General features: G+C 66.9%; 22 protein-coding genes. 8 read left to right on the forward strand and 14 right to left on the reverse strand.

Annotated features, from left to right (window positions below):
• Positions 1-54: 54 nt before the first annotated feature.
• The 3 genes from AC3WJI_RS09560 to AC3WJI_RS09570 all read right to left on the reverse strand — a co-directional run bounded on the left by AC3WJI_RS09560 (position 55) and on the right by AC3WJI_RS09570 (position 3569).
• A complete protein-coding gene (locus AC3WJI_RS09560) occupies positions 55-1776 on the reverse strand; it encodes an ATP-binding cassette domain-containing protein (RefSeq protein WP_492757025.1) in 1722 nt (573 codons plus the stop codon).
• 135 nt (positions 1777-1911) lie between these two features.
• Positions 1912-2919 carry an HlyD family secretion protein gene (locus tag AC3WJI_RS09565; protein ID WP_492757026.1) on the reverse strand — a complete coding sequence of 336 codons (1008 nt, stop codon included), beginning with the start codon at positions 2917-2919 and terminating at the stop codon, positions 1912-1914.
• Positions 2916-3569 carry a CerR family C-terminal domain-containing protein gene (locus AC3WJI_RS09570; RefSeq protein WP_492757027.1) on the reverse strand — a complete coding sequence of 218 codons (654 nt, stop codon included), beginning with the start codon at positions 3567-3569 and terminating at the stop codon, positions 2916-2918. The genes AC3WJI_RS09565 and AC3WJI_RS09570 overlap by 4 nt, the downstream gene beginning before the upstream one ends.
• Positions 3570-3685: 116 nt before the next feature.
• On the opposite strand from AC3WJI_RS09570, the gene AC3WJI_RS09575 reads away from it, so the two are divergent.
• A complete protein-coding gene (locus tag AC3WJI_RS09575; RefSeq protein WP_492757028.1) occupies positions 3686-4297 on the forward strand; it encodes a TetR/AcrR family transcriptional regulator in 612 nt (203 codons plus the stop codon).
• A 2-nt stretch (positions 4298-4299) separates the two neighbouring features.
• Here AC3WJI_RS09575 and AC3WJI_RS09580 read toward each other — a convergent pair whose 3' ends face one another.
• Both AC3WJI_RS09580 and AC3WJI_RS09585 read right to left on the reverse strand, forming a co-directional pair.
• On the reverse strand, positions 4300-5670 hold the full coding sequence (locus AC3WJI_RS09580) for a cytochrome P450 (RefSeq protein ID WP_492757029.1): 1371 nt from the start codon (positions 5668-5670) through the stop codon (positions 4300-4302).
• Positions 5667-6791, reverse strand: coding sequence for a hypothetical protein (locus tag AC3WJI_RS09585; RefSeq protein ID WP_492757030.1), 1125 nt, complete (start codon positions 6789-6791; stop codon positions 5667-5669). The genes AC3WJI_RS09580 and AC3WJI_RS09585 overlap by 4 nt, the downstream gene beginning before the upstream one ends.
• Positions 6792-6812: 21 nt before the next feature.
• Between AC3WJI_RS09585 and AC3WJI_RS09590 the strand changes: the two genes are divergently transcribed.
• Entirely contained in the window at positions 6813-7106 is a 294-nt protein-coding gene (locus tag AC3WJI_RS09590; RefSeq protein ID WP_492757031.1) for a hypothetical protein, read from the forward strand.
• A gap of 32 nt (positions 7107-7138) precedes the next feature.
• On the opposite strand, the gene AC3WJI_RS09595 is transcribed toward AC3WJI_RS09590, so the two are convergent.
• Both AC3WJI_RS09595 and AC3WJI_RS09600 read right to left on the reverse strand, forming a co-directional pair.
• Positions 7139-7936, reverse strand: a complete 798-nt coding sequence (locus tag AC3WJI_RS09595) for a 3-deoxy-manno-octulosonate cytidylyltransferase (RefSeq protein ID WP_492757032.1) — start codon at positions 7934-7936, stop codon at positions 7139-7141.
• A 10-nt stretch (positions 7937-7946) separates the two neighbouring features.
• Positions 7947-8942, reverse strand: a complete 996-nt coding sequence (locus AC3WJI_RS09600) for a KpsF/GutQ family sugar-phosphate isomerase (protein ID WP_492757033.1) — start codon at positions 8940-8942, stop codon at positions 7947-7949.
• Positions 8943-9174: 232 nt separating this feature from the next.
• Between AC3WJI_RS09600 and AC3WJI_RS09605 the strand changes: the two genes are divergently transcribed.
• Complete coding sequence (locus tag AC3WJI_RS09605; RefSeq protein ID WP_492757034.1) at positions 9175-10047, forward strand: FkbM family methyltransferase; 873 nt, start codon at positions 9175-9177, stop codon at positions 10045-10047.
• 17 nt (positions 10048-10064) lie between these two features.
• Here AC3WJI_RS09605 and AC3WJI_RS09610 read toward each other — a convergent pair whose 3' ends face one another.
• Positions 10065-10727: an ABC transporter ATP-binding protein gene (locus AC3WJI_RS09610; protein WP_492757035.1), complete on the reverse strand. Its 663-nt coding sequence runs from the start codon at positions 10725-10727 to the stop codon at positions 10065-10067.
• Positions 10728-10923: 196 nt separating this feature from the next.
• Between AC3WJI_RS09610 and AC3WJI_RS09615 the strand changes: the two genes are divergently transcribed.
• From AC3WJI_RS09615 to AC3WJI_RS09630, 4 genes are read left to right on the forward strand one after another with little or no spacing between them, the layout of a single operon-like run.
• Positions 10924-12099, forward strand: coding sequence for a glycosyltransferase family 4 protein (locus AC3WJI_RS09615; RefSeq protein ID WP_492757036.1), 1176 nt, complete (start codon positions 10924-10926; stop codon positions 12097-12099).
• Complete coding sequence (locus tag AC3WJI_RS09620) at positions 12092-13444, forward strand: glycosyltransferase family 4 protein (protein WP_492757037.1); 1353 nt, start codon at positions 12092-12094, stop codon at positions 13442-13444. Before AC3WJI_RS09615 ends, AC3WJI_RS09620 begins: the two co-directional genes overlap by 8 nt.
• Before the next feature lie 6 nt (positions 13445-13450).
• Positions 13451-14584, forward strand: a complete 1134-nt coding sequence (locus tag AC3WJI_RS09625; RefSeq protein WP_492757038.1) for a polysaccharide biosynthesis/export family protein — start codon at positions 13451-13453, stop codon at positions 14582-14584.
• Positions 14585-14613: 29 nt separating this feature from the next.
• A complete protein-coding gene (locus AC3WJI_RS09630) occupies positions 14614-15810 on the forward strand; it encodes an FkbM family methyltransferase (protein WP_492757039.1) in 1197 nt (398 codons plus the stop codon).
• A gap of 6 nt (positions 15811-15816) precedes the next feature.
• Here the strand turns inward: AC3WJI_RS09630 and AC3WJI_RS09635 are convergent, their stop codons facing one another.
• From AC3WJI_RS09635 to AC3WJI_RS09660, 6 genes are read right to left on the reverse strand one after another with little or no spacing between them, the layout of a single operon-like run.
• The gene (locus AC3WJI_RS09635) at positions 15817-19011 is read right to left on the reverse strand and encodes a glycosyltransferase (RefSeq protein ID WP_492757040.1); all 3195 of its coding nucleotides are present in this window, start codon (positions 19009-19011) and stop codon (positions 15817-15819) included.
• Positions 19012-19025: 14 nt separating this feature from the next.
• Positions 19026-20198, reverse strand: coding sequence for a KpsE/RkpR family capsule polysaccharide export protein (locus AC3WJI_RS09640; RefSeq protein ID WP_492757041.1), 1173 nt, complete (start codon positions 20196-20198; stop codon positions 19026-19028).
• A 15-nt stretch (positions 20199-20213) separates the two neighbouring features.
• Positions 20214-20966: an ABC transporter permease gene (locus AC3WJI_RS09645; RefSeq protein ID WP_492757042.1), complete on the reverse strand. Its 753-nt coding sequence runs from the start codon at positions 20964-20966 to the stop codon at positions 20214-20216.
• 32 nt (positions 20967-20998) lie between these two features.
• Positions 20999-22243: a glycosyltransferase family 4 protein gene (locus AC3WJI_RS09650; RefSeq protein WP_492757043.1), complete on the reverse strand. Its 1245-nt coding sequence runs from the start codon at positions 22241-22243 to the stop codon at positions 20999-21001.
• Positions 22243-23490 (reverse strand): capsule polysaccharide biogenesis protein, encoded by a 1248-nt coding sequence (locus tag AC3WJI_RS09655; RefSeq protein WP_492757044.1) that lies wholly within the window; start codon positions 23488-23490, stop codon positions 22243-22245. Before AC3WJI_RS09655 ends, AC3WJI_RS09650 begins: the two co-directional genes overlap by 1 nt.
• Entirely contained in the window at positions 23475-25058 is a 1584-nt protein-coding gene (locus AC3WJI_RS09660; RefSeq protein WP_492757045.1) for a capsular polysaccharide export protein, LipB/KpsS family, read from the reverse strand. The genes AC3WJI_RS09655 and AC3WJI_RS09660 overlap by 16 nt, the downstream gene beginning before the upstream one ends.
• Before the next feature lie 333 nt (positions 25059-25391).
• Here AC3WJI_RS09660 and AC3WJI_RS09665 point away from each other — a divergent pair, with 333 nt between their 5' ends.
• Positions 25392-25973, forward strand: coding sequence for an OmpH/Skp family outer membrane protein (locus AC3WJI_RS09665; protein WP_492757046.1), 582 nt, complete (start codon positions 25392-25394; stop codon positions 25971-25973).
• Positions 25974-26105 lie beyond the last annotated feature (132 nt).

The raw sequence follows: 26105 nt of genomic DNA on the forward strand, positions 1-26105 counted from the left end.
GCCCCACCCCAACCCCTCCCCTGAAGGGGAGGGGCTTTATACGAGGTACGCGCCTCATGCCGCCTCCTTTCCTTCGCGCTTGCGGTCGAATTCTTCGATCAGCGCGATGAAGGTGTCTTCCATCGTCGGGTCTTCGATATCGGCGAGCTTGCCGGCCTGTTTCTTCAATTCATCGGGGGTGCCGGTAGCGATCTGTTCTGCGCGATAGATCAGAGTGACGCGGTCGCAATATTCGGCCTCATCCATGAAGTGCGTAGTGACCAATACGGTCACGCCCTTCTCGACCAGCCCGTTGATATGCGTCCAAAATTCGCGGCGAGTGACGGGATCGACGCCCGAGGTCGGCTCGTCGAGGAAGAGGACGGGCGGCTCGTGCATCACTGCGCAGGCGAGCGCGAGCCGCTGCTTGAAGCCGAGGGGCAGGGTGCCGGCATTGACGTTGAGCTTGCCCTCGAGTTCGAAGATCTGGATCATCGCCTCGATCGCGCGGCCAGCGGCCTTGCGGTCGAGGTCATAGGCGCCGGCGAAGAAATCCAAATTCTGCCGGACGCTGAGATCGCCGTAGAGGGAGAATTTCTGCGCCATATAGCCGAGCGACGCGCGGACGTCGGCGCGTGAGCGGCGCAGGTCGTGCCCCGCCACCGCCCCGCTGCCGCTGGTCGGGGTGAGCAGCCCGCACAGCATCTTGAAGGTCGTCGATTTGCCCGCGCCATTGGGGCCGAGCAGCCCGAAGATCTGGCCGCGGGGGATCTGGAAGTGCATGTCGCTGGCCGCGACGAAATCGCCGAAGCGCTTGGTCAGGCCCTTCGCCTCTATCGCGCATTGATCGCTCTCGGGGATCTCGCGATAGCGTTCGGCGAGCGCGCTGGTGCCGCTCGGGCCGCCGCCGAGCCGCTCGATAAAACCGTCCTCGAAGCGTGGCGAGGCGGGCTCCATCGCAGCGCCTTCGGCATCGAGCGATTGCGGAGTCGGGGCGGGGGCGCCCTTGGCCATCAGCAGTCGCACCGAACGGCCCTGGATCGTGCCGTCGATCACTTCGTCGCGATCTAGCGTGCGCGTGAGGAAATGGCGGCGGCGGTCCTGGAAGCCTGTAACGCGGAAGACGCGGTCGGCAACCTTGCCGGTGAGGTCGCCCGGCGGCCCGTCGAACAGCAATTTGCCGTCGTTGAGCAAATAGACCGTGTCGCACTTCTCGGCCTCGTCGAGATACGCGGTCGACCACAATACGCCGATCCCCTGGTCGGTCAGGTCGCCGACCATCGCCCAGAGCTCGCGCCGCGAGATCGGGTCGACTCCCACGCCGGGTTCGTCGAGCAGCAGAACCTTGGGCGTCTTGACGAGTGCGCAGGCGAGTCCGAGCTTCTGCTTCATGCCGCCCGAGAGCTTGCCGGCGAGGCGGTCCTGGAAGCGGGCTAGGTCGGTGAAGTCGAGAAGGCGGTCGAAGCTCTGCTTGTGCTCGGCCTTGGGGAGGCCGCGCACTTCGGCATAGAGGGTGAGGTTCTCGAGGACGGTAAGGTCTTCGTAGAGGCCGAAGCGCTGCGGCATGTAGCCCAGGTCGTCGAGCTTCTGCCGCGGCGGCGCGCCGAGGACTTCGACCGTGCCTTCGCTCGGCGCCATCAGCCCGGCGAGGATACGGATCAGGGTGGTCTTGCCCGCGCCGTCGGGACCGACCAGGCCGGTGACCTTGCTGGGTTCGATCGTCATGCTGACGCCGTCGAGCGCGGTCAGCGTGTCGAAGCGCTTGACCAGGTTGGTGGTGCGGGCGACGCTTTCCACTAGGCACGCCTCTCCCTGAAAGGGAGGGGATGGGTCCGAGCGAAGCGAGCCGACCCCGGCCGCGGGATGGGCCGACGCTGACGCGTCGGCACCCACCCCCAACCCCTCCTTTTCAGGGAGGGGAGCAAGATTAGCCTAATCGTCATGGCGCGGCCTTGCCCCGATCACCGCGATCGTCACCGGCTGGCCCTGGCGCAGCGCGTCATCGGGATCGTCGACGATCACCCGGACCTGGTAAACGAGGTCGGTGCGCAGGTTCTCGGTCTCGACCGACTTGGGAGTGAACTCGGCGCGCGGGGCGATATAGCCGATCGTCCCGCGATAGGCCTTGGGGTTGCCGTCGGCGCGGACCTGAACCTTCATTCCCGGGCTGATCCGACTTAGGTCGGTCTCGGCGACATAAGCGCGCACGCGCATCGGCCGGTCGATCGACAGGGTCAGCACCGTCTCGCCCGGCTGGACGATCGCGCCGGGTTCGCGAGCGCGGGTCACGACCGTGCCCGCGGTCGCCGCGACCAGCCGCGTGTCCGACTTGTCGGTAGTGACGCTGGTGCGCGCCGCCTGCGCCGAGCGGAGCTCCGCCGCTGCTGCCGCGACATCCTCGCGGCGCGTGCCTGCCTGGAGCAGCGACAGCCCCTGCCGCGCCTCGGCGAGCTGGGCGGCGGCGCGGTCGCGGTCGGCGCGGGTCTGCTCCCAGAGGTCGCGGCTGATCGCGCCGGGCTCGACTAGTGCCTGGCGCCGGGCGAAGTCGCGCTGGGCATTGGCGTAGACCGCCTGCGCCGCGGCGACCCGAGCGCTCGCCTGGGCGACGTCCTGCACCCGGGCGCCGTTGCGTGCCTTGTCGTAATTGGCCTGGGCCTGCGCGACGCGTGCGTCGGATTCGGCGACGCGGCTATCGATCGTCGCGGTGTCGAGCGTCGCGAGCAATTGGCCCTGCGTCACCTTGGCGCCTTCGTCGACGCCGATCGCGCTGATCCGCCCGCCGACGCGGAAGCCCATATCGACTTCGCGGATGTCGACATTGCCGTAGAGGCTGAGCTCGGTATCGGGCCGGCCGGGCAACAGTCCGAAGCCGCGCGTGAAGATCGCCGCGACGACGAGCATGACGACCAAAGCGAGGACGGCCAGGCGGCGTCGGTTCATTGCGGCTTCTCCGAAAGGATGCAGAGCACGTTGGCGCGCAGGCGGGCGCGAAGCAGTGCGGCGGTCTCGTCATCGATCCAGTCGACCTTGAGTGCACGGCACACCGCGGCGCGGCCCGCGCGGAGCACCATCGCCTGGCCGAACAGCAGGATCGCCATCGCCACCGTCTCGCGGTGGGCAAGATCTGGCCGGGCGCGGCCAATCAGCTCGACGAACGCGTCGAGGATCGGCTGCATCGCCTTGGAGAAAAGCAATTCGAACGCCTCGGTCGGCGATTGCTGCTCGCGGATGATGAAGCGCGACCAGGCTTCGGTCTCGGGGCGCAGCATCATCTGGGCAAGCCCGTCGAGAACCATGGCGAGCGATTCGATCGCGGCCTCGCGCGAGGCCCGCCCGGCGGCGACCGCTTGCGCCGTGGCTTCGCCTTGCATCGCGCGGATCGAATTGGCGATATGCTCGGCGGCCGCGAGGTACAGCCCCTGCTTGCCGCCGAAATGATAAGTGATCGACGACATCGCGGTGCCCGAGGCGCGGGCGATGTCGCGCGTGCTAGCGCCCTCGAATCCTAGCCTGCCGAATTGGTCGATCGCTGTGTCGAGAAGTGTCGTCGAGACCATCCACACCTTCGTTCGTTCGAACGAACAGTGCATAGGCTTGCATCTTTCCGGCGACAACCCCCTTGTGTCCCAGTGGCTTGCACCCGATTAACCAGCTACGCGTTAATACTAGTGTATTTTCCACAGTTTGCGATTATGTACCGATCATTATGAAAATTGCCATCTGTAACGCTGCCAAAGGGCGCCCGCGCGAATTCTGCGTCGACGAAGCGCTGAGCCAGGCGCTTCGCGTATTCTGGAGCAAGGGGTATGAGGGCGCGTCGCTCACCGACCTGACCGATGCAATGGGGATCACGCGCCCCAGCCTGTACGCCGCGTTCGGCAACAAGGAGGCGCTGTTCCGCAAGGCGCTCGACCTCTACGAGCGCGAGAAGCTCTCCTACATGGAAGGCGCGCTCGAAGCGCCGACCGCGCGCGGGGTGGCCGAGCGGCTGCTGCGCGGGGCGCTGGAGATGCAGACGAGCGACTGCGAGCCGCGCGGGTGTCTGCGCGTGATCAGCTCGGTCGCCTGCGGAGTCGAGGCCGAATCGATTCGTGAGGAAGTGATCGCGCGGCGCAAGTCGTCGGCGGATGCGCTGATCAAGCGCTTCGAACGCGCCGAGGCGGCGGGCGAGCTCCCCGAGCATATGAACGCCGAGGCGCTTTCGGGCTATCTGGTGGCCTTGCTCCAGGGGCTGTCGCTCCAGGCCGGGGCGGGCGCCAGCCGCGAGGAGCTCGAGCGGCTCGTCGAGACCAGCCTCACGGTCTGGCCGACCAAGTAGCGTTAGGCGGGAGTCACGCGCAGTCGGATCGTCCGGCGCGGTCGCAGTGTAAGGCGGCTGACCGGCTCGGGGGTCTCGCCGGGCACCGGCGCCAGCTGGAAGCGCGTGACGAGCGCGGCGAGGACGATCAGCGCTTCCTGCACCGCGAAGCCCGCGCCGACACAGGCGCGGGGCCCCTTGCCGAACGGCAGATAGGCATGGCGGCAGGCCGAGCGGGCCCCGGCGCGCTCGAATCTCGTCGGGTCGAAGGCGTGCGGATCGGGCCAATGGTCGCGGTTGCGCTGGATCAGCCAAGGCGACACCACCAGCATTGCGCCGGGTTCGAGCTTCTTGTCGCGCATTGCGGTCGGACAAAGGACTTCGCGTAGGAAGAAGCTCACCGGGGGATAGAGCCGCAAGGTCTCGCGGAAGACGTTGCGAGTGCGTGGCAGCGACTTGAGCGCTGCGGCTTCGGGCGCCGCATTCATCCCGGCGGCGCGGCATTCGTCGCGGACTGCCTGTTGCAGCTCTGGGCAGCAGGCGAGGATGTACAACGCCCAGCTCATCGCGCTGGCGCTGGTCTCGTGCCCGGCGAGGAAGATCGTCGATACCTGCTCGACGATCTGGCGATAGCTGAACGGCGCGCCGGTTTCGGGGTGGCGCGCTTCGAGCAGGGTCTGGAGGATATCGGCCGGGCCGTTGGGTGCGCCGGCGTGATAGCCCTGGTAGCGCGCGCGGACGATCGGTTCGAAGACCTGGTGGATGTGCCGCGCCGCCTTCGCCGCCGCCCGGCGGAAGCCGAACGTGGGCAGGCCGTAGATGCGCAGCATCGACACCGACTGGGCGTGGCGCTGGTAGCGGTGGAAGGCGCGGTAGATGATCGCGGCGGGCTCGGCGGCGAGCTGCTCGGAAAACAGCGTGCGGTAGATGATGTCGCCGGCGACATGGGTCATCAGAGGGTCGATCGCGACGGGCTGGTCGCCCGGCAGCTTCTCGATGCGCGCAGCCAGGTCGGTCGCCGCGGCCTGCATCAGCGGGAAGACCGCTTCGAGCGCAGTGTGCGAAAAGGCGGGATTGACCATCTCGCGCTGCTGCTGCCAATCGTCGCCATTGGCCGAGAACAGGCTGTTGCCGATCAGCGGATCGAGCATCTCGACGAGGAAGCGGTGCTTGGGGAAGTCGCGCCAGCCCTCGACCATCGTCCGCTCGACCAGGCTGAGCTCGTTGGCGATGTAGAAGCTTTGCGCGGGCGTGTGGATCTCGCCCATCTGCATCGTGTAGCTCTTGTCGAACAGCACGTGGATCCACGAATTCCAGCCGCGCAGGAATCGCAGGAGCAGCGACGACTTGCTCGCATGCGGCTCGGGAAAGGGCGGGACGAAGCGCGGGGTCACGGGATCGTACGGAACAAGGCGACGGCTTCGGCGATCGTGCGGCGTGCGGCGGTGAGGCTGGGCAGGTCGAGCGGCGAGACGCGGTCGCCAACCCGCAGATAGTCGAAATGGATCTCGTATTTGTTGCGCCAGCCGCGGTGATAGGTCGCGGCGTCGTAGAAGATATGGAAGCGCGGCGAGAGCAGTTCGACCTGCGGCACGATCCGCTCGGCATGGAAGAGCAGCGGATTGACGCCGTGAAAGGCGGCGCCGTCGGGGGGCGAGCCCAGGTCGAACCAGCGGAACTGGCCGGCGGCGACGCGTCGCAATTCGGCGTGGAACGCCGTGGCGTCGCGCCGGCCCGCGACGAGCGGAATGCATTGGCCAAAGGTGACCAGCGCGAACTCCGAGGGTATCTTGCCGTCGAAGCGCGCGAGCAGTTGGTCCATCAGCGACATTGCGAGGATCGAACCGTTGCTGTGGGTGACGAGCAGGACTTCGTCGTGGCCGGAGGAGATTCCTGCGACAATCGCGTCGGCGAACAGGCCGAGCCGGCGCTCGAGCTCGGGGTGGCCTTCGCCCCCTGCGAACTCGCTGTTGAAGATGAAGAAGCGCAGCAGCCAGGGGACGTGGATCGCGCGGAGCAGCGGCGGGCCGGCTGCGATCGCGGTGAGGAAGGCGATCACCAGAGCGGCGAGCAGCGGCAGCCAGAGTGTGGCGAGCGTGGTCACCAGTGCCACGATCAGCAGCGGCAGCAGCAGCGCGGCGAGCGGCGGATAGGCCAAGGTGATCAGCGGCCCGCACGGTAGGCGCCGGGCGATGGCGCGATCGAGATAAGCGAGATGCGCGAGATAGGTCCGCGCCGCGCGCCAGGCGAGCGCGAGGGGGTTTCGGATCCACGCGCCGCGGACGATATCCTCCCAGCGCAGGAACGCGTACTCGGTGGTCACCTGCGCGGTTCCGTTGGCAATGGTCCAGTCGCTGCGGTGCGGCTTGGCGCCGCGCCGCGGAGTCATCGAAACCACCTCTCCGGTGCGTTCGGCGTAGCGCGCGAGCTGGGCGCGCATCAGCTGGCGGTAGAAGCGCACGCCGCGCGGATCGAACCCGCCGAGATAGAAGATCTGGCGCTTGAACCGGCTCACTGCGCGCGCCTAGATACCGGCATGCCGGAGGCCGAGCGCAACTATTGCCATCTGATCGATCCTCGCCGGCACGATCGCAATTGTGGCTGCCGGGCGCATGACAACGCCTATGGCATACACGGCGGCGGCGGCGAGCGCGACCGCTGGCGTGCCGACTGGGCGCTCTATCGCCACATGCGCGGGCAGCGCGATCCGCTGGCGGTGCCGGCGCTTTTGGCCTGTCTCAGTTGGGGCTGGTTCTTCTACAATTACCACCCCGGCCGCTGGTTGTGGCGCGGGCAAATGGTGCGGCGCTTCGTCAAGGCACCGGACTGAACCGGCTGCGCGCGGGCTGAAAGCGACGCGGGTCATGCCGGAACGTCGATGCCCAGGCAATTCTCGACCAGCGCGATGTCGCCAGGAAGGTTGACTTCCCAGAAGCCGGTGCGCGGCAACGGCGTTTCCACCGCGCGAATCCGAATGCCGTGGTGCAGGAAGCGAAGCTGCTCGAGGCCCTCCGCCTCTTCGAGCATCGTCGGCCCGGCTTCGATGTAGCGCGTCAAGGCCGCCGCGCGATAGGCATAGGCGCCCAAGTGGAGGAACACCGGCGGGAGCGGTCCGGCGTCAGGAAGGAAGGGCAGGACCCGCTTCGAGAAGTAAAGCGCGTCCTCCGCATCATCCACCACCACCGTGGTGCCCCCGGCGACTCCGGCGCGGTCACAGGCGGCAAGGCGCTCGATCATCTCGGGGGTACAGCGCACCCGCGGAGTGACGACGGCGGTGCCGGGGTCGTGGCGCATATGATCGATCAACGCTTGGACTGCGTCGGGCGGCGTGAGCGGCGAATCGCCCTGGAAATTGACGAGAATCCCGCCGGTCACGCCCAGCAGCCGCGCAGCCTCGGCACAGCGCTCGGTGCCGTTGCGGCAGCGGCGCGAGGTCAGCAAGGCGTGCCCGCCGAAACGGCTGACCGCTTCAGCGATCCGATCGTCATCGGTCGCGACGACGATCTGGTCGACTCCGCGGACGCGCGCGGCCGCTTCCCAGGTCCACTGCACCAGCGGCTTGGTGTTGCCGTCAGCGTCGGAAAGCTTCGCCAGCGGCTTGCCCGGGAAACGCGCGGATTCGTAACGGGAAGGAATGACGAGGGTGACGCCGCTATCCATGTACTTTCCTTCAGGAAACGCCGAGGCCTAGGAAATCATGGATATGCACCAGGCCGATGACGTCTTGAGGTGCGTCGGCGGCCACGACGACCAATGCGGTAATCCGGTTATCGCGCAGCAGCGCCATCGCGTCGCGCGCGACCGCATCGGCCCGGATCGAGTGGGGATCGGGGGTGAGGATATCGGCGGCGGTCGCTGTGGCGAGGTTATGCGCGTGACGGCGGACGTCGCCGTCGGTGATCACGCCGATCAGCCGGTGCTGCGCGTCCGCGACGATCGCGATGCCGAAGCCCTTGGCCGACATGATTGCGAGGACGTCGCGCATCGGAGCGGCGGGCGCGACGAGCGGGAGCGAGTCTGGGCCGTGCATCAGTCGCGCGACGGGCACCAAATCGCGGCCGATTCGACCAGCCGGGTGCAGCTGGCGGACGCCGTCCCGCGTCAATCCGCGCTCGCGCATCGCCGTCACCGCGAGCGCATCGCCGAGTGCGAGCATCATTGTCGAGCTGGTCGTCGGCGACAATTCGAGCGGGCAGATTTCGGCGGCCGGCGGCAGCGCCAGCGTGACCGATGCGATCAGCCCCAGTGCCGAGCGCGGGTACGCGGTGATGGCGATGATCGGGATCCCGATTGCGCGCGCACGATCGGCGACGGCGCGGCATTCGGGGGTCTCGCCCGAGTTCGACAGGATCAGCAAGGTGTCGCCGCTGCGCAGCGCGCCGATATCGCCGTGCAGCGCGTCGGCGGCGTGAACAAATGCGGATGGGGTGCCGGTCGCGGTCAGCGTCGCGGCGATCTTGCGCGCGATATGCCCCGACTTGCCGAGCCCGGCGACGACTACCTGACGCGCGGTATCGAGTAACAGCCGAACGGCGTCCGCGAAGCAGCCGTCAAGCGTCGCAGCCAGTTGCTGCAGTGCCGCGGCTTCGCCCGCGATCGCATTCCGCCCGGCGGCGACCAGCGCGGCGGATGTAGTGCTGGCGGCCTTGGCGTCTTCTAGGAGCACGATGGAGATCCAGTGATGCCAGGTGTGCGTTTCGGGGGCAGCGACTGACGATGCGTAAATGCCACCGGCTCGTTCGATAGCTGTGGGAAGTTACAGGGCGGGCGATAGGCGTGCGGCGGACTGCGTACGGCCTGTGGGTTTCCGCAGGTGTATCGTGTGCGTGCGTGCGGGAGAGACGAGTTCCCGCACGGCTTCGCCGGCATGCCGATCGAGCAACGAAGGAAAGCCGCAAGTGGCGCTGTTGCCGCATCTTTTCCGGAGCGAGAACGGTGGCCCGGCGCCCGGCACGCTGTTCGATCCGCGCGACCTTGTCACGCGACCGCGGGGCGACAGCGAAGCGGCGATCCGCGCCCTCTGCCACACTGCCTATCTCGGCGAGGGGCGTGCGCTGGCGCGGGTGCTTGGCCGCTACAAGATGTTCGTCGATACCAATGACGTGGGCCATTCCACCCACCTGATGCTCGACGGCTATTGGGAAATGTGGACGACGACCGCTATCGCGGCAGCGGTACGTCCGGGAATGACGTGCGTCGATGTCGGTGCCAATCTCGGCTATTTCACGCTGCTGATGGCGGACCTGGCCGGGCCGCAGGGGCGGGTCCACGCGTTCGAGCCCAATCCGCCGATCGCCGCGCGGCTGTGCGACACGTTGGCGGTCAACGGGTTCGGTGAGCGCGTAGTCGTCCATGAGATCGCACTTGGCGATCGCGAAGGCGCGGCGATGCGGCTGATCGTTCCCGAAAGCGAGCCGAAGAACGCGCATGTAATCCCAGGGGTGGCGGGCGATCCGGGGATGCTCGTAACGCGGCGGCTCGACCAATTTTCCGAGATCGCGCCGGACCTGATCAAGATCGACGCAGACACATCGGAAGAGCGGATCTGGGAAGGGATGGAGGGCATCCTCGACAGCGACCGGCGGCTGACGGTGTTCCTCGAATTCGCCGGCGCGCGGTACCTCGACCCGCGCGGCTTTCTCGAGCGGGTGACCAGCTTCGGGTTCGCGCTCTCGCGGCTCGATCCGGCGAGCGGGGCGGTGCCGGTCGACCATGACGATGTGGTCGATGCGCCCCGGGCGGTCGATCAGATGCTGGTGCTGGTCCGGTGACTCTGCAGGCGCGCGGATCAGGCGGCGCGCTGCTGGGCCTCGTGATGGACGTGGATCGCCTCGTCGATCGTGTCGTAGAAACGGAGCCGGCCATCCTGGAGCACCGCGCCGGTCCGGCAATAGTCCCGGAGCGTGCCCGGATCGTGCGAGATCAGGACGAGCCCGGCATGGTCGCTGCGCCGCTTGATCTCGTCGCGGCAGCGCTGGCGGAAACGCTCGTCGCCCGCCGCAGTGACTTCGTCGATCAGGTAGCAGTCGAAGTCGATCGCGAGGCTCGCGCCGAACGCCAGCCGCGCGGTCATGCCCGCCGAATAGGTCTTGATCGGCTGGTAGAGATAGGCGCCGAGCTGGGCGAAGTCCTCGACATAGTGGAGGAGCTCGTCGGGCGCGCGGTCGTAGACGCGCGCCAGGAAGCGCAGATTGTCGGCGCCGGTAAGGCTGCCCTGGAATGCACTCGAATAACCGATCGGCCAGGAGATCGACATCGCGCGAGTGATCCGGCCGGCGCTGGGATGCTCGACCCCCGAGATCAGCCGCATCAAGGTCGACTTGCCCGCGCCATTCGCGCCGCAAATGCCGAGCGCGGTCTCGCGTTCGAGGACGAAGCTGAGGTCGATCAGGACCTTCTTCTCGAAGTTGCGGATGCGGTAGGATTTATGGACGTTCTCAAATCGGATCACGTGCGCGACTCCGCGGGAAATATATTAGACTTCCGTATTTTGAATGAATGGGGTCAATCGTCAAGTAATTCGCCGAAATATTCAGATAATAATTATAGGTGATGTAATGCACGCATCATCTAACGAAATAAATATTCGCAAGATATATGATCGGCGTTATGTATTTCATGCCGAATTCGGCGCGTCTGCGCCGCCGGTGCAAGTGTGTCTGGATGCGCGGATGCTGGTGCGCGGCGGGACGGGGGTCGCGACTTATGCTGCGATGCTGGCCAGGTGCCTTGGCCAGGCCGGGGCGGCGCCCATGGTGCTCACCGACGAGTGCGGCGCCGACCGCCATCGCTGGCGGCGCTGGGCAGCGGCGTTGCGCGGCGGCGCGCGGCACACCCGCCCGCGCGCAGGCGAGCTGATCCGCGGCTGGCAGGGCGAGGGACTGGTGCGCCGCGACATGTTTCGCGAGGCGCAGGTCTATTTCGATTTCCATCGCAGGCTCATGCCGGTGGCGTGCGACGCGCCGCCGGCGGTGATGCACTGGACCTATCCGGTGCCGCTCTATCTGAAGGGCGCGATCAACCTCTACACCGTCCACGATGCCATCCCGCTCACCCATCCCGAGCTGACCGGGATCCGCGCGCCGCGCCACCGGCTGCTGCTCGAGCGGGTGATCGAGCGCGCCGACCGGATCGTCACCGTCAGCGAAGCGGCGCGGACTGCGATTGCCGATGCCACGGCGTGCCCCTCTGAGCGGATCGTGTCGCTCAGCCAGGCGATCGAACTGCCGCTGCAAAAGGATCCGCCACTTCCCGCCAGCCTTCGGCCGGGCAAGTTCTTCATTTTTTGCGGCACGATCGAGCATCGCAAGAACCTGATCGCGCTAGCGCGCGCGCACGCCGCCAGCGGGACGCGGCTGCCCCTGGTCATTGTCGGGCCCGATGGTTGGGGGGCGGGGGCGATCCGCGATGAATTGGCCAGGTTGGACAAGGTGGTGACGCTGCCGTGGCAACCGCGCACGACCTTGATCGCGCTGCTGCGCAATGCCCGCGCGCTGCTTTTTCCCACGCTGGCCGAGGGCTTCGGGCTGCCGATTATCGAGGCGATGACGCTCGGCACTCCGGTGCTGACCTCCCGCGGGGGGGCGACCGAGGAAGTCGCAGGCGACGCCGCCTTGCTGATCGATCCACGCGACGAGGCGGAGCTGGCCGTGGCGATAACGCGACTCGAGCAGGACGACATGCTGGCGCGACGGCTCCAGCGCGCGGGATTCACCCGTGCCGAACGCTTCGCGCTGGACGGCTATGCGCGGCGGCTGCGGCATTTCTACGCCGAGATGATGGCGCAGGTGCCGGCTCGGCAGGCGGCGGCCTCGTATGGCTGAACCGTTGCGCATCGGAATCGACGGGCTCAATCTCGCGCTCCCGCGCGGCACGGGTGTCGCGACCTATGCCCGTACCCTAGGCCGCGCCGTCGCGGCAATGGGCGGCGAGGCCGAGCTGGTGTTCGGTCTGCCGCTCCAACGCGGCGCGCCGACCGAGGTGCTGGAGACGCTGTTCTTCGAAGCAATGGGCAATGCGAGCGACGTGCCGGTGTCGCCGCCGCGGACGCTACGCGCGCGCTGGAACCGCTGGTACGTGTCGCCGCGCGTGCGGCCGCTACAGTCGATCGCGCTGCACGCACGGGTGATCGCGCCGGCGATCGCCGAGCGGCTGCCGCCCTTTGCCGGGCTGCACAATTTCTCCGGGCTGTGGAGCGTCGCAGCGCGGCATTTCCGGCGCTATGGGCGGTTCCTGCGGGTGCGGATGCAGAACCCGCCGCAGGTCATGCACTGGACCTATCCGGTGCCGATCCGGCTCGACGGCGCGGCCAATGTCTACACGGTTCACGACCTCGTGCCGCTGCGGCTCCCGCATACCAGCCTCGAAGATAAAGCCTATCACGAGCGGCTGCTCCGGCGCTGCGTCGCCGAGGGGGACCGGATCTGCACCGTCTCCGAGACTTCGCGCCGCGACCTGATCGAATTCGTCGGCGCCGATCCGGCCAGGCTGATCAATTGCTACCAGTCGATCGACCCGGTCGCCGCGCTCGATCCGGGCGAAGTCGCGGCGCGGCTGCGCGGCCTGTTTGCGCTCGCGCCGCAGGGTTATTTCCTGTTCTACGGCGCGATCGAGCCGAAAAAGAACCTTGGTCGGCTGATCGAGGCATTCCTGCTCGCCGAGCCGGAGGCGAAATTGGTGATCGTCGGCGGGCGGTCGTGGAAGGCCGAGACCGAACTCGGCCTGCTCGGCGGGGCGCACGGCACGACGCTGCCCGGTGCCGAGCGCATCACGGTGATCGAATATCTGCCGCGCCGCCTGCTCGACATATTGATCCAGGGCGCGCGCGCAGTGTTGTTCCCGTCGCTCTACGAAGGCTTCGGCCTGCCGGTGCTCGAGGCAATGGCGCGCGGCGTGCCGGTGTTGGTGTCGACCGGCGGGGCGTTGCCCGAGATTGCCGGCGACGCGGCGGTCGCTGTCGATCCTTATGACATCCAGGCCATCGCCGCCGGTCTGCGTCGGCTGGACGGCGACGCGGCGCTGCGGCGCGCTCTCGCTGTGGGCGGCCCGGCGCAGGCGGCGAAGTTTGGGCTGCCCGCCTTTTGCGAGCGCCTCTCGCAGCTTTACCGGCCGCTGATCGCCTGCGCCGAACCTGCCGCCTTACACTCCCTGACGCCTGCGAAAGCCTGACTCATGATGATCGTGCGCATTGCGACGGCGCTCCGCCTGTTGGGTCCGATAGCGGCGATATCGCTAGGCGGCTGCGCCACCTTGCCGCGGAGCGGCCCAACCGCGCTCGAAGTTCAGCACGCCGCGACCGAGGATCCGATGCTGCCGATGCGGATCGTCGACCTGACTCCGGATACGGTGGTGGCGGCTGCGGGCACGGCCAGCCAGGCAACGCTATCCACGCTCGCGGCGGCGCCGGGCACGGTCGACCGCGTCGGGGCGGGGGACGTACTGCAAGTCACGGTGTTCGAAGTCGGCGCGCGGCTGTTCAGCGGCGGATCGCTCGAGCCGGGAAGCCCTGGCAATTTCGCGCCGAGCGCGGGCGGGCAGGTGATGCCGGCACTGACGGTCGACCAGGAGGGCTATGTCGCTTTCCCCTATCTTGGCCGGCTGCTAGTAGGCGGGATGACCGCGGACCAGGTGGCGCACGAGATCGAGGCGCGGCTGGTGGGCTTCTCGCAGCACGCCCAGGTGCTGGTATCAGTGCGCGAGAACGTCACCAATACGGTGTTCGTGATGGGCACGGTCAAGACGCCGGGGCGGCTGCGGTTGACGCTGACGCGCGAGCGGCTGCTCGATGTGATCGCCGAGGCGGGAGGCGCGACGGGGTTCCCGTCGGACATGGCGGTACGCGTGACCCGGGGACCGCGCAGTGCCGAGACCCAGCTCGATCTGGTGCGCGCCGCGGGCCCCGACGACCTCGTGCTGCTGCCGGGCGACCGCATCGAAGTGCTGCCGCGGCCGCGCAGCTTCACGGTGTTTGGCGCGACCGACAAGGTTTCCGAAATTCCTTTCCAGACGCCGACGATGACCCTCGCTCAGGCAATCGCGCGCGCCGGCGGCCCGTCAGACCGGCAGGCGGATGCGAGCGCGGTGTTCGTGTTCCGCTATGTCGAGGGCGGCGGTACCGCGCCGGCGCCGGTGATCTACCGCCTCAACATGCTGCGGCCCGAAAGCTATTTCCTCGCGCAGCGCTTCGAGATGCGCGGCGGCGACGTGATTTACATCGCCAATGCGCGCTCCAATCAGGCGGCCAAGCTGGTGCAGATCATCAACCAGCTCTTCTCGCCGCTGTTCACCGTGCGCGAGCTGGCACGCTGAGCATTTCTTTGCGTAAAAAGGTCGCTTCGATGGAAAATCTCGCGCTCAACAAACCCGCGTCGCAGAGCTCTACCTGCGAATGGTCGGGCAGCCGCGATCCCTCGGTCGATGCGGTGGGGGCGAATAACGGGATCGTCTCCGGCGAGGCCGGATTCCACACCGCGCCGGAGCAGAATCCGTGGTGGCAGGTGGATCTGGGCGAGCTTTACCTGATCACGCGTGTCGTGATCCACAATCGCCACCACTGTGCCGATCGCCTGCGCCATTTCACCATCCTGCGCTCGATCAATGGGATCGACTGGTATCCGTGCTTCAAGAAGCGCGATCCCGGCGTGTTCGATGCGGTGCCGTTCGTTGCCGATCTGGCGGAGGCGAACATCGCCCGGTTTGTGCGGATCCGGCTCGATGCGAACGATTGCCTGCATTTCAGCGAATGCGAGGTGTTCGGACGCGAAGTGCCTCCCGACGATCGGCTCCCGCTGATGGAACACGATGTGCGCATGCTCGCGCGGCGGGAGTCGATACCGGCAGATCGCTCCGGGCGTCTCGTCCCTATCGACGGCCTCAGCCTGTTCGTCGACACCCAGCGCTACGCGCCCGCCATTATCGCCTCGATTGCCGAGGGGCATTACGAAGCCGGCGAGCGCGGCATCGTCCGTCAGATCGTGCGTCCGGGCGACCGCGTGCTCGAGATCGGCACCGCGATCGGGCTGGTCTCGATGGTGCTCGCAGAAATCGTAGACCCCGCCGCGATCCTTACCTTCGACGCCAATCCCGAGATCGTCGAGGATGCCCGCGCGAATTTCGCGCGCAACGACATGGCGGCGATCGATGCGCGCAACGGCGTACTGCATAATCGCGCGACGCCTTGGCCGGCCTCCGTCGACTTTTACGTGGCGAAGGAATTCTGGGCGTCGCGCCTCGGCGCGTCGGCGTCGGACCCCGATATCAGCCATGTCGTGCCGGTCCCGACCTTTATCTTCGAAAACGAGATCGCGCGCCACCGCGCGAACGTCATCGTCTGCGATATCGAAGGCGGCGAGGCCGACCTTTTCGCCGCCGCGGATCTGTCGGGCATAAGGCTGATCGTGATGGAGACGCATTATTGGGCGGTGGGCGAGGCGCCGATCGACGCGATGGTTCGCAAGCTAGTGCTCGACGGCTTCGACATCGACCTGCGCTATACCGGCAACAACATGCTCGTCGCCCGCCGCGAGCCGGTTTAGGCAGGGTCAGGCAGCGGGCAGATCGACCTTCAGGATCGCATCGATCTCCGACCGCATGTGGAGCAGCCGCGATTCCATATCCGCGTTCTCGGCTCGGATCGCCTGACGCACGAAGGTCGCCCAGGGAGAGTTGAAGAATCCCTTGTCGACGTGGAGGACGAGGTTCGCCTTGTCGGGGTGCTTGTCGAGGATCTGGTGGAACATGCCCTGATCGTCGGGAATTTCCTGGTTCCAGTGGCGCGCATCGGCGACAAGGTCGTATTTCGACAGGAACGCGACCCAGTCGCGGATGAAGCGGCGCATGAACGGGTGACCGAGATTGAACAGCATCACGCCGATATTCATGTTCCAGAAGTGATCGATATAGTCGCCTGACGGCGCGCCGATCATCGCGTAGCGCGCCTTGTTGGCAAGATAGCCGCGCAAATCGAATGCCTGATCGACGATCCACGCGTCTGCGTCGACATGGAGCACCCAACCGCGGAAGCCATGATCGAGCAGTTCGCTGAGCATGTCGATGCGGTTGTAGGTGGCGTGCCACGGCAGATCGCCACGCTTGAGCCCGACGAACGCCTGATAGGCCAGGCCGTGCCGTGCACAATAGGCCCGGGTCGTGCGCGCGCTCTGCTCCATCATCGGATAATAGACCATCGGGTCGCAGGTCTGCAGGACGAGGATGCTGGCGTCCGTGTCCGGCTGCGCCGCTTCGTCGATCTCGGGTGGCGAGACAAAGCTGGCCGCCTCCGCGAGCGCAGAACGCGGACGAAGGGTTGCGCCGCAATCGTCGGCTAGCGGCCCCGGCATCAGCATGTTGGTGGCCAGTGCTTCGGCGAAGCGCATGCGATCGGCCATGTCGGCAGCGTCGCAAAGGTAAGCGCCGAGAACTCCGGGGCCGATGACCCGGGTGTCGTGGCCGTCTCCCGATCGTGCGAGGTTCTCGTGCGTGTCGGACGTGATCTCCACGTCGAATTCGTCCGTGTCGCCGCCGATGAAGTCGAGGCTGATCCATTTGACTTCGGAGGGGGCCAGGCGGGCCCGGGTTCGCCGACCTGCCGGGCTTCGCAATTCCACCGTGCAGTGATGCCCCGGCAATCCTTTTACGCCGACATAGATGCGCGCGCGCGCCGGGGGCGCCTCCATTCGCCAGCCGATCCGCGCGGCGCCGGTCGCCGTCCAGGATCCCCACTCTTCCAGGCCGTGCCACGCGTCGCCAGCGCGAAGGGGCTCTCCCGAGACCGCATCGGCGTGCAGCGACAAGTCAGACCGAGGACTGAGCGGATAATAATAGCCGGTTTTTGCTAGCATACGGCCGGTTTTGCGTGACCGGCCCGGGGCGCCGGCCTCGAACTGCGTCACGACCGAGTCTGCAATCTGGCGACCGATATCCTGCCAGCGCCTTGCGTGAAACTCCGCGTCGATCTTGACCTCGCGCTCTCTGCGGAAGGCGGCATCATCGATCAGCCTGGTCAGCGCCGCCTGTAGCGAGGCGGGGGAATCGATATCGAAATATTCGGCGAAGTCACCGCCTGCCTCGGGCAGCGACGAGGTGCGCGCGAGCAGGGGCACCTTGCCGTGACACAGGCTCTCGGTGACCGGCAGGCCCCAGCCTTCGTATCGGCTCGGATATGCGGTGAACAGACAGGCATCGTAACAGATTGCCAATTCCTGATCCGACAGGCCGTGGAGGAACAATACCTGGCGCTGCAGCTCCTCGCTGGCGGCGACGCGTGCGAAAACCGCGTCGTTCATCCATCCGCGACCACCGACAAAGACCAGCTTCGGTGTCGCGAAAGCGCCGCGCTCGGCGATCAGCTTGCGCCAGGCGTCTAGCAAGGCGAGGTGATTCTTGCGCGGTTCGATCGTCGATACGAACAGAACGAACGGCTGGCGGAGCAGCCCGTGCCGGCCGAGGAACGCCTCGGCCGCGCCAGGTTTGGCGACCGGCACGGTGAAGCTGGCGTCGAGCGGGACGGTGATGGCGGCTTCGGGGCGCAATGTGTGGCCTAGCCGTTGCGCGCAATCGATCAAGTCTCTCCGGGTCGAGTGCGAGTTGGTGAGAAACAGGTCCGCGGTCTCGAACACCGACAGCAGCCAGCGTGTGTAGTTTCGGGTGACATCGTCGAGACAGAATTGCGGCGCGACCACGGGGATCAGGTCGTGGACGAACGGGATGTAGCGGATCCCCGATTCCTGCTTGGCGTTGCGGACGTGGAGCAGATAGTCCGGAAACCACGACGTTCCGAGATTGATCAGATAGGCGCCCTCGGGGAAGCGGAAGCGGTCGGCCGCGCCGATCGTCAGCTCGAGCCTGGTGGTAAGCGTGCGCCATTCGGCCGAGGCAACTTCGCCGCCGGTCATGCTGAGCGCGACCAATTGGGCGAACAGACGGTTGGGAACCTCTACCCAGCGGCCTTGGAAGATGCAGCAGATCCGGATCTGGTCGCCGGCTTCGTGCAACAGGTTGCTGACGATCGCAGCCTGGACCCGCTGGATGCCGGTGGGCAACCGCGAGTGGCGGAAATGGTGGATCAGATCGGAAGTGTCGAACACGAACGGATATGCGCTTTCGAGCGCAGCGCCGGTGAGATTGCGACCGTCCGCCTCGGCCTTGGCGAGCGTTTGGAGCAAGTCGAGCGCGCGAGAGATATCCGCGGGCTCGAACCCCTCGGGAAGCCGCTCCCTGGCGATATCGCTGAGCATTGCGGCAAGTGCATCGAGCGGAGCGGGCTGGGGTGTCGGGTCGGGTGCGGAATCGATCGCCGCGCTGGTTGCGGCGAGAGCCGCCTGGAGCCGGTCGGCCGGGATCGTCACGCCTTGCGACAGGAGACCCTGAAGCTCACCGAGCGCGTCCGCCTGCGTCGGGGCAAGTTCGAGCGAGGCCAAATAGGCGGTCACCGCATCCGACGGCCGTCCCGCGATCTTGAGCAGATGGCCGAGCTGGAGATGCGTGTCGGCGATCGTACCGTCGAGCGCCAAAGCGCGGCGATACGCGGTCTCAGCGCCTGCAAGGTCGCCGCTTTCCTTGAGCGCATGGCCATATTGTACCCAGATCGGCGTCAGCGAGGGGTCGATTTCCAGCGCGGCGGCATAGGCAGTCGCGGCCTCGCCCCACAGCCGCGCATCGCGCGCCTTGTCGCCCTTCGCGACCAGCGGGAAGGCGGGCGAACGGAACATCTGGCGGACGCGCGATTGCAGTTTCATGCGGGTTTCCCGGTTCAGGCGGCGTGTTCGCGGACGCCGGCGACGATCAGCCAGCCGACTGCGTAGGCCAGCAGCAGTCCGAAGAAGACGCTGGCGATGATCTTGAACGATTGCGGGTAGAGCGACTTGACCGGCAGATTAGGCTCGACCGTGCGGACGACGAACAATTGCTGGCGCACTGCCTGCTCGCGCGCGCTCTGCAGGCCCGCCGCGGCGGCGGCGTAGCGCTTGGCGGCAAAGTCCTGGCGGAGCTGGAGATTCTCATAGCCGCCAAGATCGGCGGCCATCGCCATGCCGCTGCCGGTGAGCTTGCCCGACTGGGCATTGGCCTGGGCTTCGAGCGCCGCGACTTGTTGGCGCAAGGCAAGATATTGCGGGGCGTCGTGGCGCACAGCTTGGCCCATCGCGCTCAACTGCGCCTTCGCGGCGGCGAGACGGCCCTGCAATTCGGAGACGAGCTGAATCTGGGCGGTGCTCGAACGCTGCGGATCGATGTCGCGGCTCTGCTCGCGGAAGCCGGTCATTCGGCCCTGGACCGAGACCAGCTCTTGCTCGGCATCCTGCAATTGCCGGCGGCTGACCGCGAGCGCATCGTCATACGCACGCTTGTTGAGCAGATTGACGCGGCGCTCGCCGATCTCAAGCAAGGTGCGCGCGATCGCGAGCGAATCCTCGGGGCGGAAGGCGCGGACCTGCATCGTCGTGATGCCGGTCTCGGCGTTATAGGCGAGGTGCACCTGGCAGCGGTAATATTTGAGCACGGTCTCGGGCGGGCTGTCAGAGGCGAGGCGGCTCAGCCAGTCCACGCCGGGCCGGCGGAACATGCCGGTCAGCGCGACGCGGTCGTCGAGCATGCGTACCGCATCGTGCGAAGTGAGATAGTCGCCGAGCGCCGCCGATTCGGTCTGCGAGGGCGAGACGGTGTTGTTGAGGCCGAGCAACTGGCTGATTCCCGAGGCGCTCGCGGCGCTGCTGCCCGACGCGCGCACGACGAAATGGGCCTCCGAGATATATTGCGGCGAGGCGATCAGCCCGAAATAGACGGTGACGACCAGGGTCGGGAGGACGACGATCAGGAGCAACATTCGATAGGGCGCGATCATCGCCGCGACGCGCCGGATCGGCGCGGGGCGCGGCGGCGCCGGCGGGTCCTCGACGAGCGTCTCCTGGCTGGTCATGCCGTGCATCGGTTTCGCTCCGGCTTAGAGATGGACATGGCGGCGCACGACCCTGAGCGAGAGGAGGCCGGCGAAGCTGAGGAAGAGATTGCAGGCGAGGATGACAGGCAGGTCGACGAAACGATCGTCGCAGCTGCGGAACTGGCCGAAGCGCGCCATTTCGAAAATCTGCGTCATCGGGAACCAGGAGAGCCAGGTGCGATAGGGCTCGGGCAGCCAGATCAATTGGAAGAAGGCGCCCGATGCCGGCATCAACAGATAGGTCGCCGGGTGGATGAACTTGGTGATCAGCTTGTTCTCGTAGGTGCACGCACAGATCAGCATCGACACGCCTAGCGAGAACCACAGCATCAGCACGATCGCGAGGCCCAGCCAGAGCGGCCGGGCGGGCAGATCGGCGACGCCGAGAGCGGTCGCGGTGGCGATTAGCAAGGCGAAGGTCGCAAAGGTCGCGGCTGCCTCGAGCAAGGCGCGCGCGAACAGCATGTCGAACAGCGTGACCATGCGGTGGTAGAGCAGCGGCTTATTGGCTTCGATCGTGCTCTCGGCGCGGGTTATGATCGCGCGGAACAGGATGAAGACGACATAGCCGAGGATCGCGAACGGCACCGGCAGAATATCGGAGCTGTAATGGGTTTTCTGGCCGGTATGCATCGCCGCCACCGCTCCCGCGAGCAGCGCCGGCTCGGCAATCATCCACAGATAGCCAATATTCTCGCGGCCATAGCGGGTGTGCAATTCGCGCATGATCAGCGCGCCGATGACGTTGGATTGCACCCTGAGGCCACGGCGCAAAATGGCGGCCTCGCTCAGCACGAGGCCAGTTCCTCGATCGCACCGAGCGCGATGTCGAAATGCGTGTCCCAGCGCGGCATAGCGAAGTGGGCGATCCGCACGCATTGGGCCTCGCGGCGTGGCGACGACGTGACGGCGTAGTCGCGGATCGCGTCAAGCCAGGCATTTCCGTCGAGTGGGTCGAGATATTCGGGCGCGCCGCCGCCTGCCTCACGATGTGCCGGCAAGTCGCTGGCGATCACCGGCACCCCCGCTGCCAGCGCCTCTGCGACCGGCAGCCCAAACCCTTCGGCAAAGGACGGCATCAGCAGCGCCTGCGCGCCGCGGAGCAGGCCGGCAAGCGCGGCGTCGGGCAACCGGCCCCGTTCGTGAACGATCCCGCGCAGCGCGGTGCAGCGGTCGAGCATGTCGAGGACGTTTTCGTTCTCCCAGCCACGCCGTCCGACCAATACGAGATGGGGAATCGCCTCGCTCGGCAGTGTCTCGGCCAGCCGGCGCCAGAGGTTTAGCAGCAGCAGATGGTTCTTACGTGGCTCGATCGTGCCCAGACAGACGAAATAGGGCGTGTTCGACGCCTCGGGTGCGGCATCCTCTGCGGGCGCCTGCGCCACGCCCAGCGGCGCGACCACCGTCCGCGGCGAGGCCAGCCCCCATTGCGCGAGGCGGTTGCCCAGCGCCGCGGCGGTCGCATGCGAGTTAGTCAGCACTAGATCGGCGTGGCGCGCGATGCTGGCGATCCGCGCGGCGTGGCGCACGCTGCCGTCGGGCCGGGCATATTCGGGATAGTCTACCGGGATCAGGTCGTGGACGAGGCAAGCGAAGCGCGCACCTTCGGCCCGCAGCCGGCGCGCCAGCGACGCATCGTGCCGCAGATGATTGGGCGATACCTGGAGGACGATCCGCGGTCCGGTCCGGGGCGGGATCCTGCCGGGGAGCGAAGCCGCCAGCGCTCGCGCAGCCTGGCGAAAACGGCTCCGCGCTTGCGGGCGGTCGCCGTCCCAGCGGGCCTCGGTAGCGTCGAGGAAGCGGAGCACGGCGCGGCGGGAGAGCCGCCCATAGAGTCCGCAGGGGTGCGTCGCTGCGAACGCTAGCCGCTCGGGCATGCGCCGCCACAAATGCCGGGCATAGGCCATCTCGACGCGGTCGATCCCGGTCGGGGTGGCATGGAGGGCGCGCGACAGCAAACGGGAGAGGTCGAGGACGACCTCGCACCCGCCTGCGGGAAGGCGCGCGCTCTCGGCGATTGCGGTCTCGCGCATCAGGCGGTCGCCCGCGCCGGGGGCGTAGCCGACTGTGCCGCTGGCGACTGGGTCAATCGCGTGACCGCGGCGGGCACCAGCAATGCCCGGCCGGCCTTGCTGCTGAAGCCGCCGCGCAACAGGCAATGATCTGCCAGCACTCGGCGAAAGGCGTCGAAGATTTCGATCTGGACGCTACCCGGCGCGCGCCAGAAATCTTCGAGTGGGCCCTGGTGGGTGATGCCGGGTACGTCGTACACCGCGCTGCCCAACGTGTGCACCGGGACGCGCTTCGCCAGCGCGAGCGTGCCGGTGGTGCTGTTGACCGTGACAACGCCCAGCGCGCCGTGCACCAGTGCGTCGATATCGCCCTTTTGGAGGAAAGCGACGCGTTCGGCGATCCCCAGCGCGCGGGCGCGGCGGAGGACGAAGCGGCGCCAGTCGTGCCGCCCATTGTCGAGGGGATGGAGCTTGACCGCTAGCGCTCGATCGGCCGGCGCATGCGCGGCGAACGAGCGGAGGACCAGTTCGATCGCTTCTGCCATGCCTGAGAAGGGCGAATGGACTCGCAACTGATAGTCCGAGTCGAGCTGCAGCGGCAGCACGAAATACGGCATGCGCTGGAGGCGTCGCGTAGCGCGCGGACTCCGCCAGCGTGCTACGGGTTCGGCGATCAGGCGGCGCAGCCAGCCTATTGCCTCCGCTGTGACCGGAAATGGCCGGTGCGAGCGAAACTGCGCAAACCGCGGGGTCATCAGCCAATTCGCCGCGTAATAGAGCCAAGCCTCACGGAAGCGTTGGATAAAGCTTCCTGGGATCGACGCGCATTCGGCGAGCGGCGGCAGGCCCTGCGCGCCGCGAAGATAGGCGCCCGGCTCGCGCGGCAGGCGCGAATGGCCGTTCACTCCGCCGCGTTCTAGCGTCACCCAGTCGGGGCGCACATAACCTTCCTCGAAGACGTGCACGGCGATCGCCAGTGCTTCGCCCGCGGCGCAGGCGATGCGGTGGAGCGGGCGGCAGTCGCCGAACAGCAGGATGTCGGTCACGGCTTCGCGCGCCACCAATGCGCGCAATGCGTCTGGCCAGGCCTCTGCGTTGCCGCGATATGCGCAAGCGCCCGGGCCACGCCAGTCGAACCAGTCGCCGCCGCAGAAATTGACGCGAAGCGTGCGATGCCCTTGCGCGGTGAGCGCGCGCGCCAGTTGCGCGAAGAACGGGCCGGGCGGTCCCTGGAGGAAAAGGAAACAGCGCGTCACGCCGAGTGCCATCCGCGGGTCTTCAGCCGCATCTTGCCTTGCAACTGGCGCAGCCGGGTTAACAGCGAAGTGCGTTCGGGCGCGGCGGCGAGCCGGCGAACCAGCAATTCGGGCGGGCAGGGCAGGCCGCTGACCGGATCGAGATAGCGCGGGTAGAGTATCAGCGTGCCGGCGACGAGTTGGTCGAGCGTCAGCGTCCGTGTGCGCCGGGGAATCGGCGCGCGGTCTGCGGTCAGTCCCCAGCCCGCGTAGAATGGCTGCCCGTGGCAGATGACCGCAACCCCGCGCAGCAGCGCTTCGAAGCCGCCGAGCGAACTGAGAACGTGTACCTCGTCCACCTCGCGCAATAAGTCCGGGAGCGAGATCGAGGCACCGACGACGCGATCGGCTTCTGCCAGCGTCTCGGGGGGCATTTCCCCGCCCGAACGATGCCCGGCGAGCACGTCGGGATGCGGCTTGTAGGCGATGTAGCTGTCGGGTCGTTCGCGTCGTGCGGCGCGGAGCAGGCCGGCATTGCCGAGCTTGGCTGGGTCGCCGAACCGCAGGGATCGATCGTCCGCGACCTGACCGAGAACCAGGATCCGCGGCCGATTTTTGGGCCATGCCATCGCCGCGCCGCCGCTCGACCGGCCATATTTGCTGAGACCCGCCATGACGATCGCCGCGCGCAACGCGCGGGCGCGGGCGAGGAGCTCCGGATCGAATTCTCGCGTCTGGAGCAAGATTTCGAGATCGGTCGGCCGGCGCGCGTCGTAATAAGGCGCGCGGCTGTCGATCGTGATCGACTGGGGCGGTACGAGGTTGGCGCCGAGCCCGAGCGAGCGGAGGAACCCGTCCTCGACATGTCGGCAGGCGATGCCGGCCTCTGCGGCATCTGACGCGAAGCTCTCGGCGACACGCGACGGCCAGATCGCCACCGCGCCACCTGTCGCGCGTGCGGCGGCGATCGCCGTCAGTGCGGCATCGACGTGCGGCGAGGCGGACCCGGTATTGCCCAGAAACGCGTTCATCTGCGCACGCTTCCAGCGCCGCATCCCGTGCTGGACGGCGATATCGCGGTTCGCCTCGATCCAGCGGCGCCACTCGCCGAGGATCTGGATCGCTTGGCGCGCCAGGATCGCGCGGCCTTCCCAGGGGTCGCGATACGCCGTGCGCCAGACGAGATGCGCGAATGCCGCGAACGCTACGGATTCCGGGTCGGCGGCGAGTTCGTCCCCGGTGTCGATGCACTGTACGCGGCAGCCCGCCGCCCGGGCGAGCAACGCGCGCGGGTCCCCTGCACGCACGACGACGGTCTCGACTTGATCGAACAAATGCCAGGGATCGACTGCTCCGGCGATCAACTGGACATCCGACGCGGCGTAACGCGCGGCATCGTCCAGCATTTCGGGCGACGGCAGATGCACTACGCTGCACTCGCCGACGAGCAATCGGCGCAACTGGTCTGGACCGGTCACGCAGACCAAATGCCGCACCGTCGGCGCCAAGATCGGGCGGCTGCCCCAAAAGCTGCCGCCGACCCGCTCGGCGCACAGGGCGTCGCAAAGGCGTCGCGCTTCGTCCGGATCGAAGGCCGACACATCGGAAGGCGCGGTTCGTGCGACCGAGAGCGCCAGCGGTTTCCGCCCCGCAATCTGCGGCGGCGGCTGGAGCAGCGGCTCTCTCAAAGCGGCTGGCCAGCACGTTTTGGCACGCGTCTGCAGCGCCGCGTCAAGGCGATCTCGCATGGCGATTTCGGCGTTCATGTGAGCGCACCTCGATACTCTGCATTTTCTATGCGCGCCTCAAATCGGAGGGTCACCTGTGGGAAGGCGCAGGTCTGCGGCGCGTTGGCGAAGCCCTGTGGGTTCGCACAGTATATTCGGCGCCTCGCGTCCGGCAGCAGCGCATCGTTCGCTCGCCGGAGGTTCTCAATGCGTGTCCTGAGTTTTTGCATATTGCTCGCCTCGGTTCCCGCGGCCGCGCAGGCACAGACTTCTGGCCAGCAACCGGGGCTGGGCGGACCAGTGGTGCCGGGCATATGCCTGTTGTCGCGCGAAGCGATCTTCGCCAATGCCAAGGCCGGCGTCGCCGCTTCGGCACGGATCAAGCAATTGACCGACGCTGCCCAGGCCGAGGTCGAGGCGCAGCGCAAGCCGATCGATGTCGATGTCGAAGCGCTCCAGAAAGAAACGTCGAAACTTACCCCTGAGCAGCGCGCACAGCGCGAGCAGGCGCTCGCCGCGCGGCTGCGCCCGGTCCAATTGCTCGCCAATCAGCGCAGCCGCGAAATCGAGGCGACTCGCGCCAAGGCGCTGGAGCGGATTTCGGTCGAAGCGCAGCCGGTGATCGCGCAGGTCTATGGCCAGCATAAATGCGGCTTGCTGGTCGACCGCAACACCGTATTGGGCGGCAATTTCTCCAACGATCTGACCGCCGAGATGGTTCGCGCGCTCGACGTGAAGATGCCGACGATCACGTTCGACCGCGAGACGCTGCCACCAGCCGCGAAATAAATTCGGCGTACTGCGCCGGCGCAAATGACGGCGCGCAGCTGCTATTCTTTGATGCGAAAGGGTTGGCGCAAAGTCTTATTTCGCAACAGCCGTCGTTTAATCCTGTGGGAAAGCACAGCTGTGGAAAACACT

It is taken from the genome of Sphingomonas sp. FW306-1B-B10E (assembly GCF_058782005.1).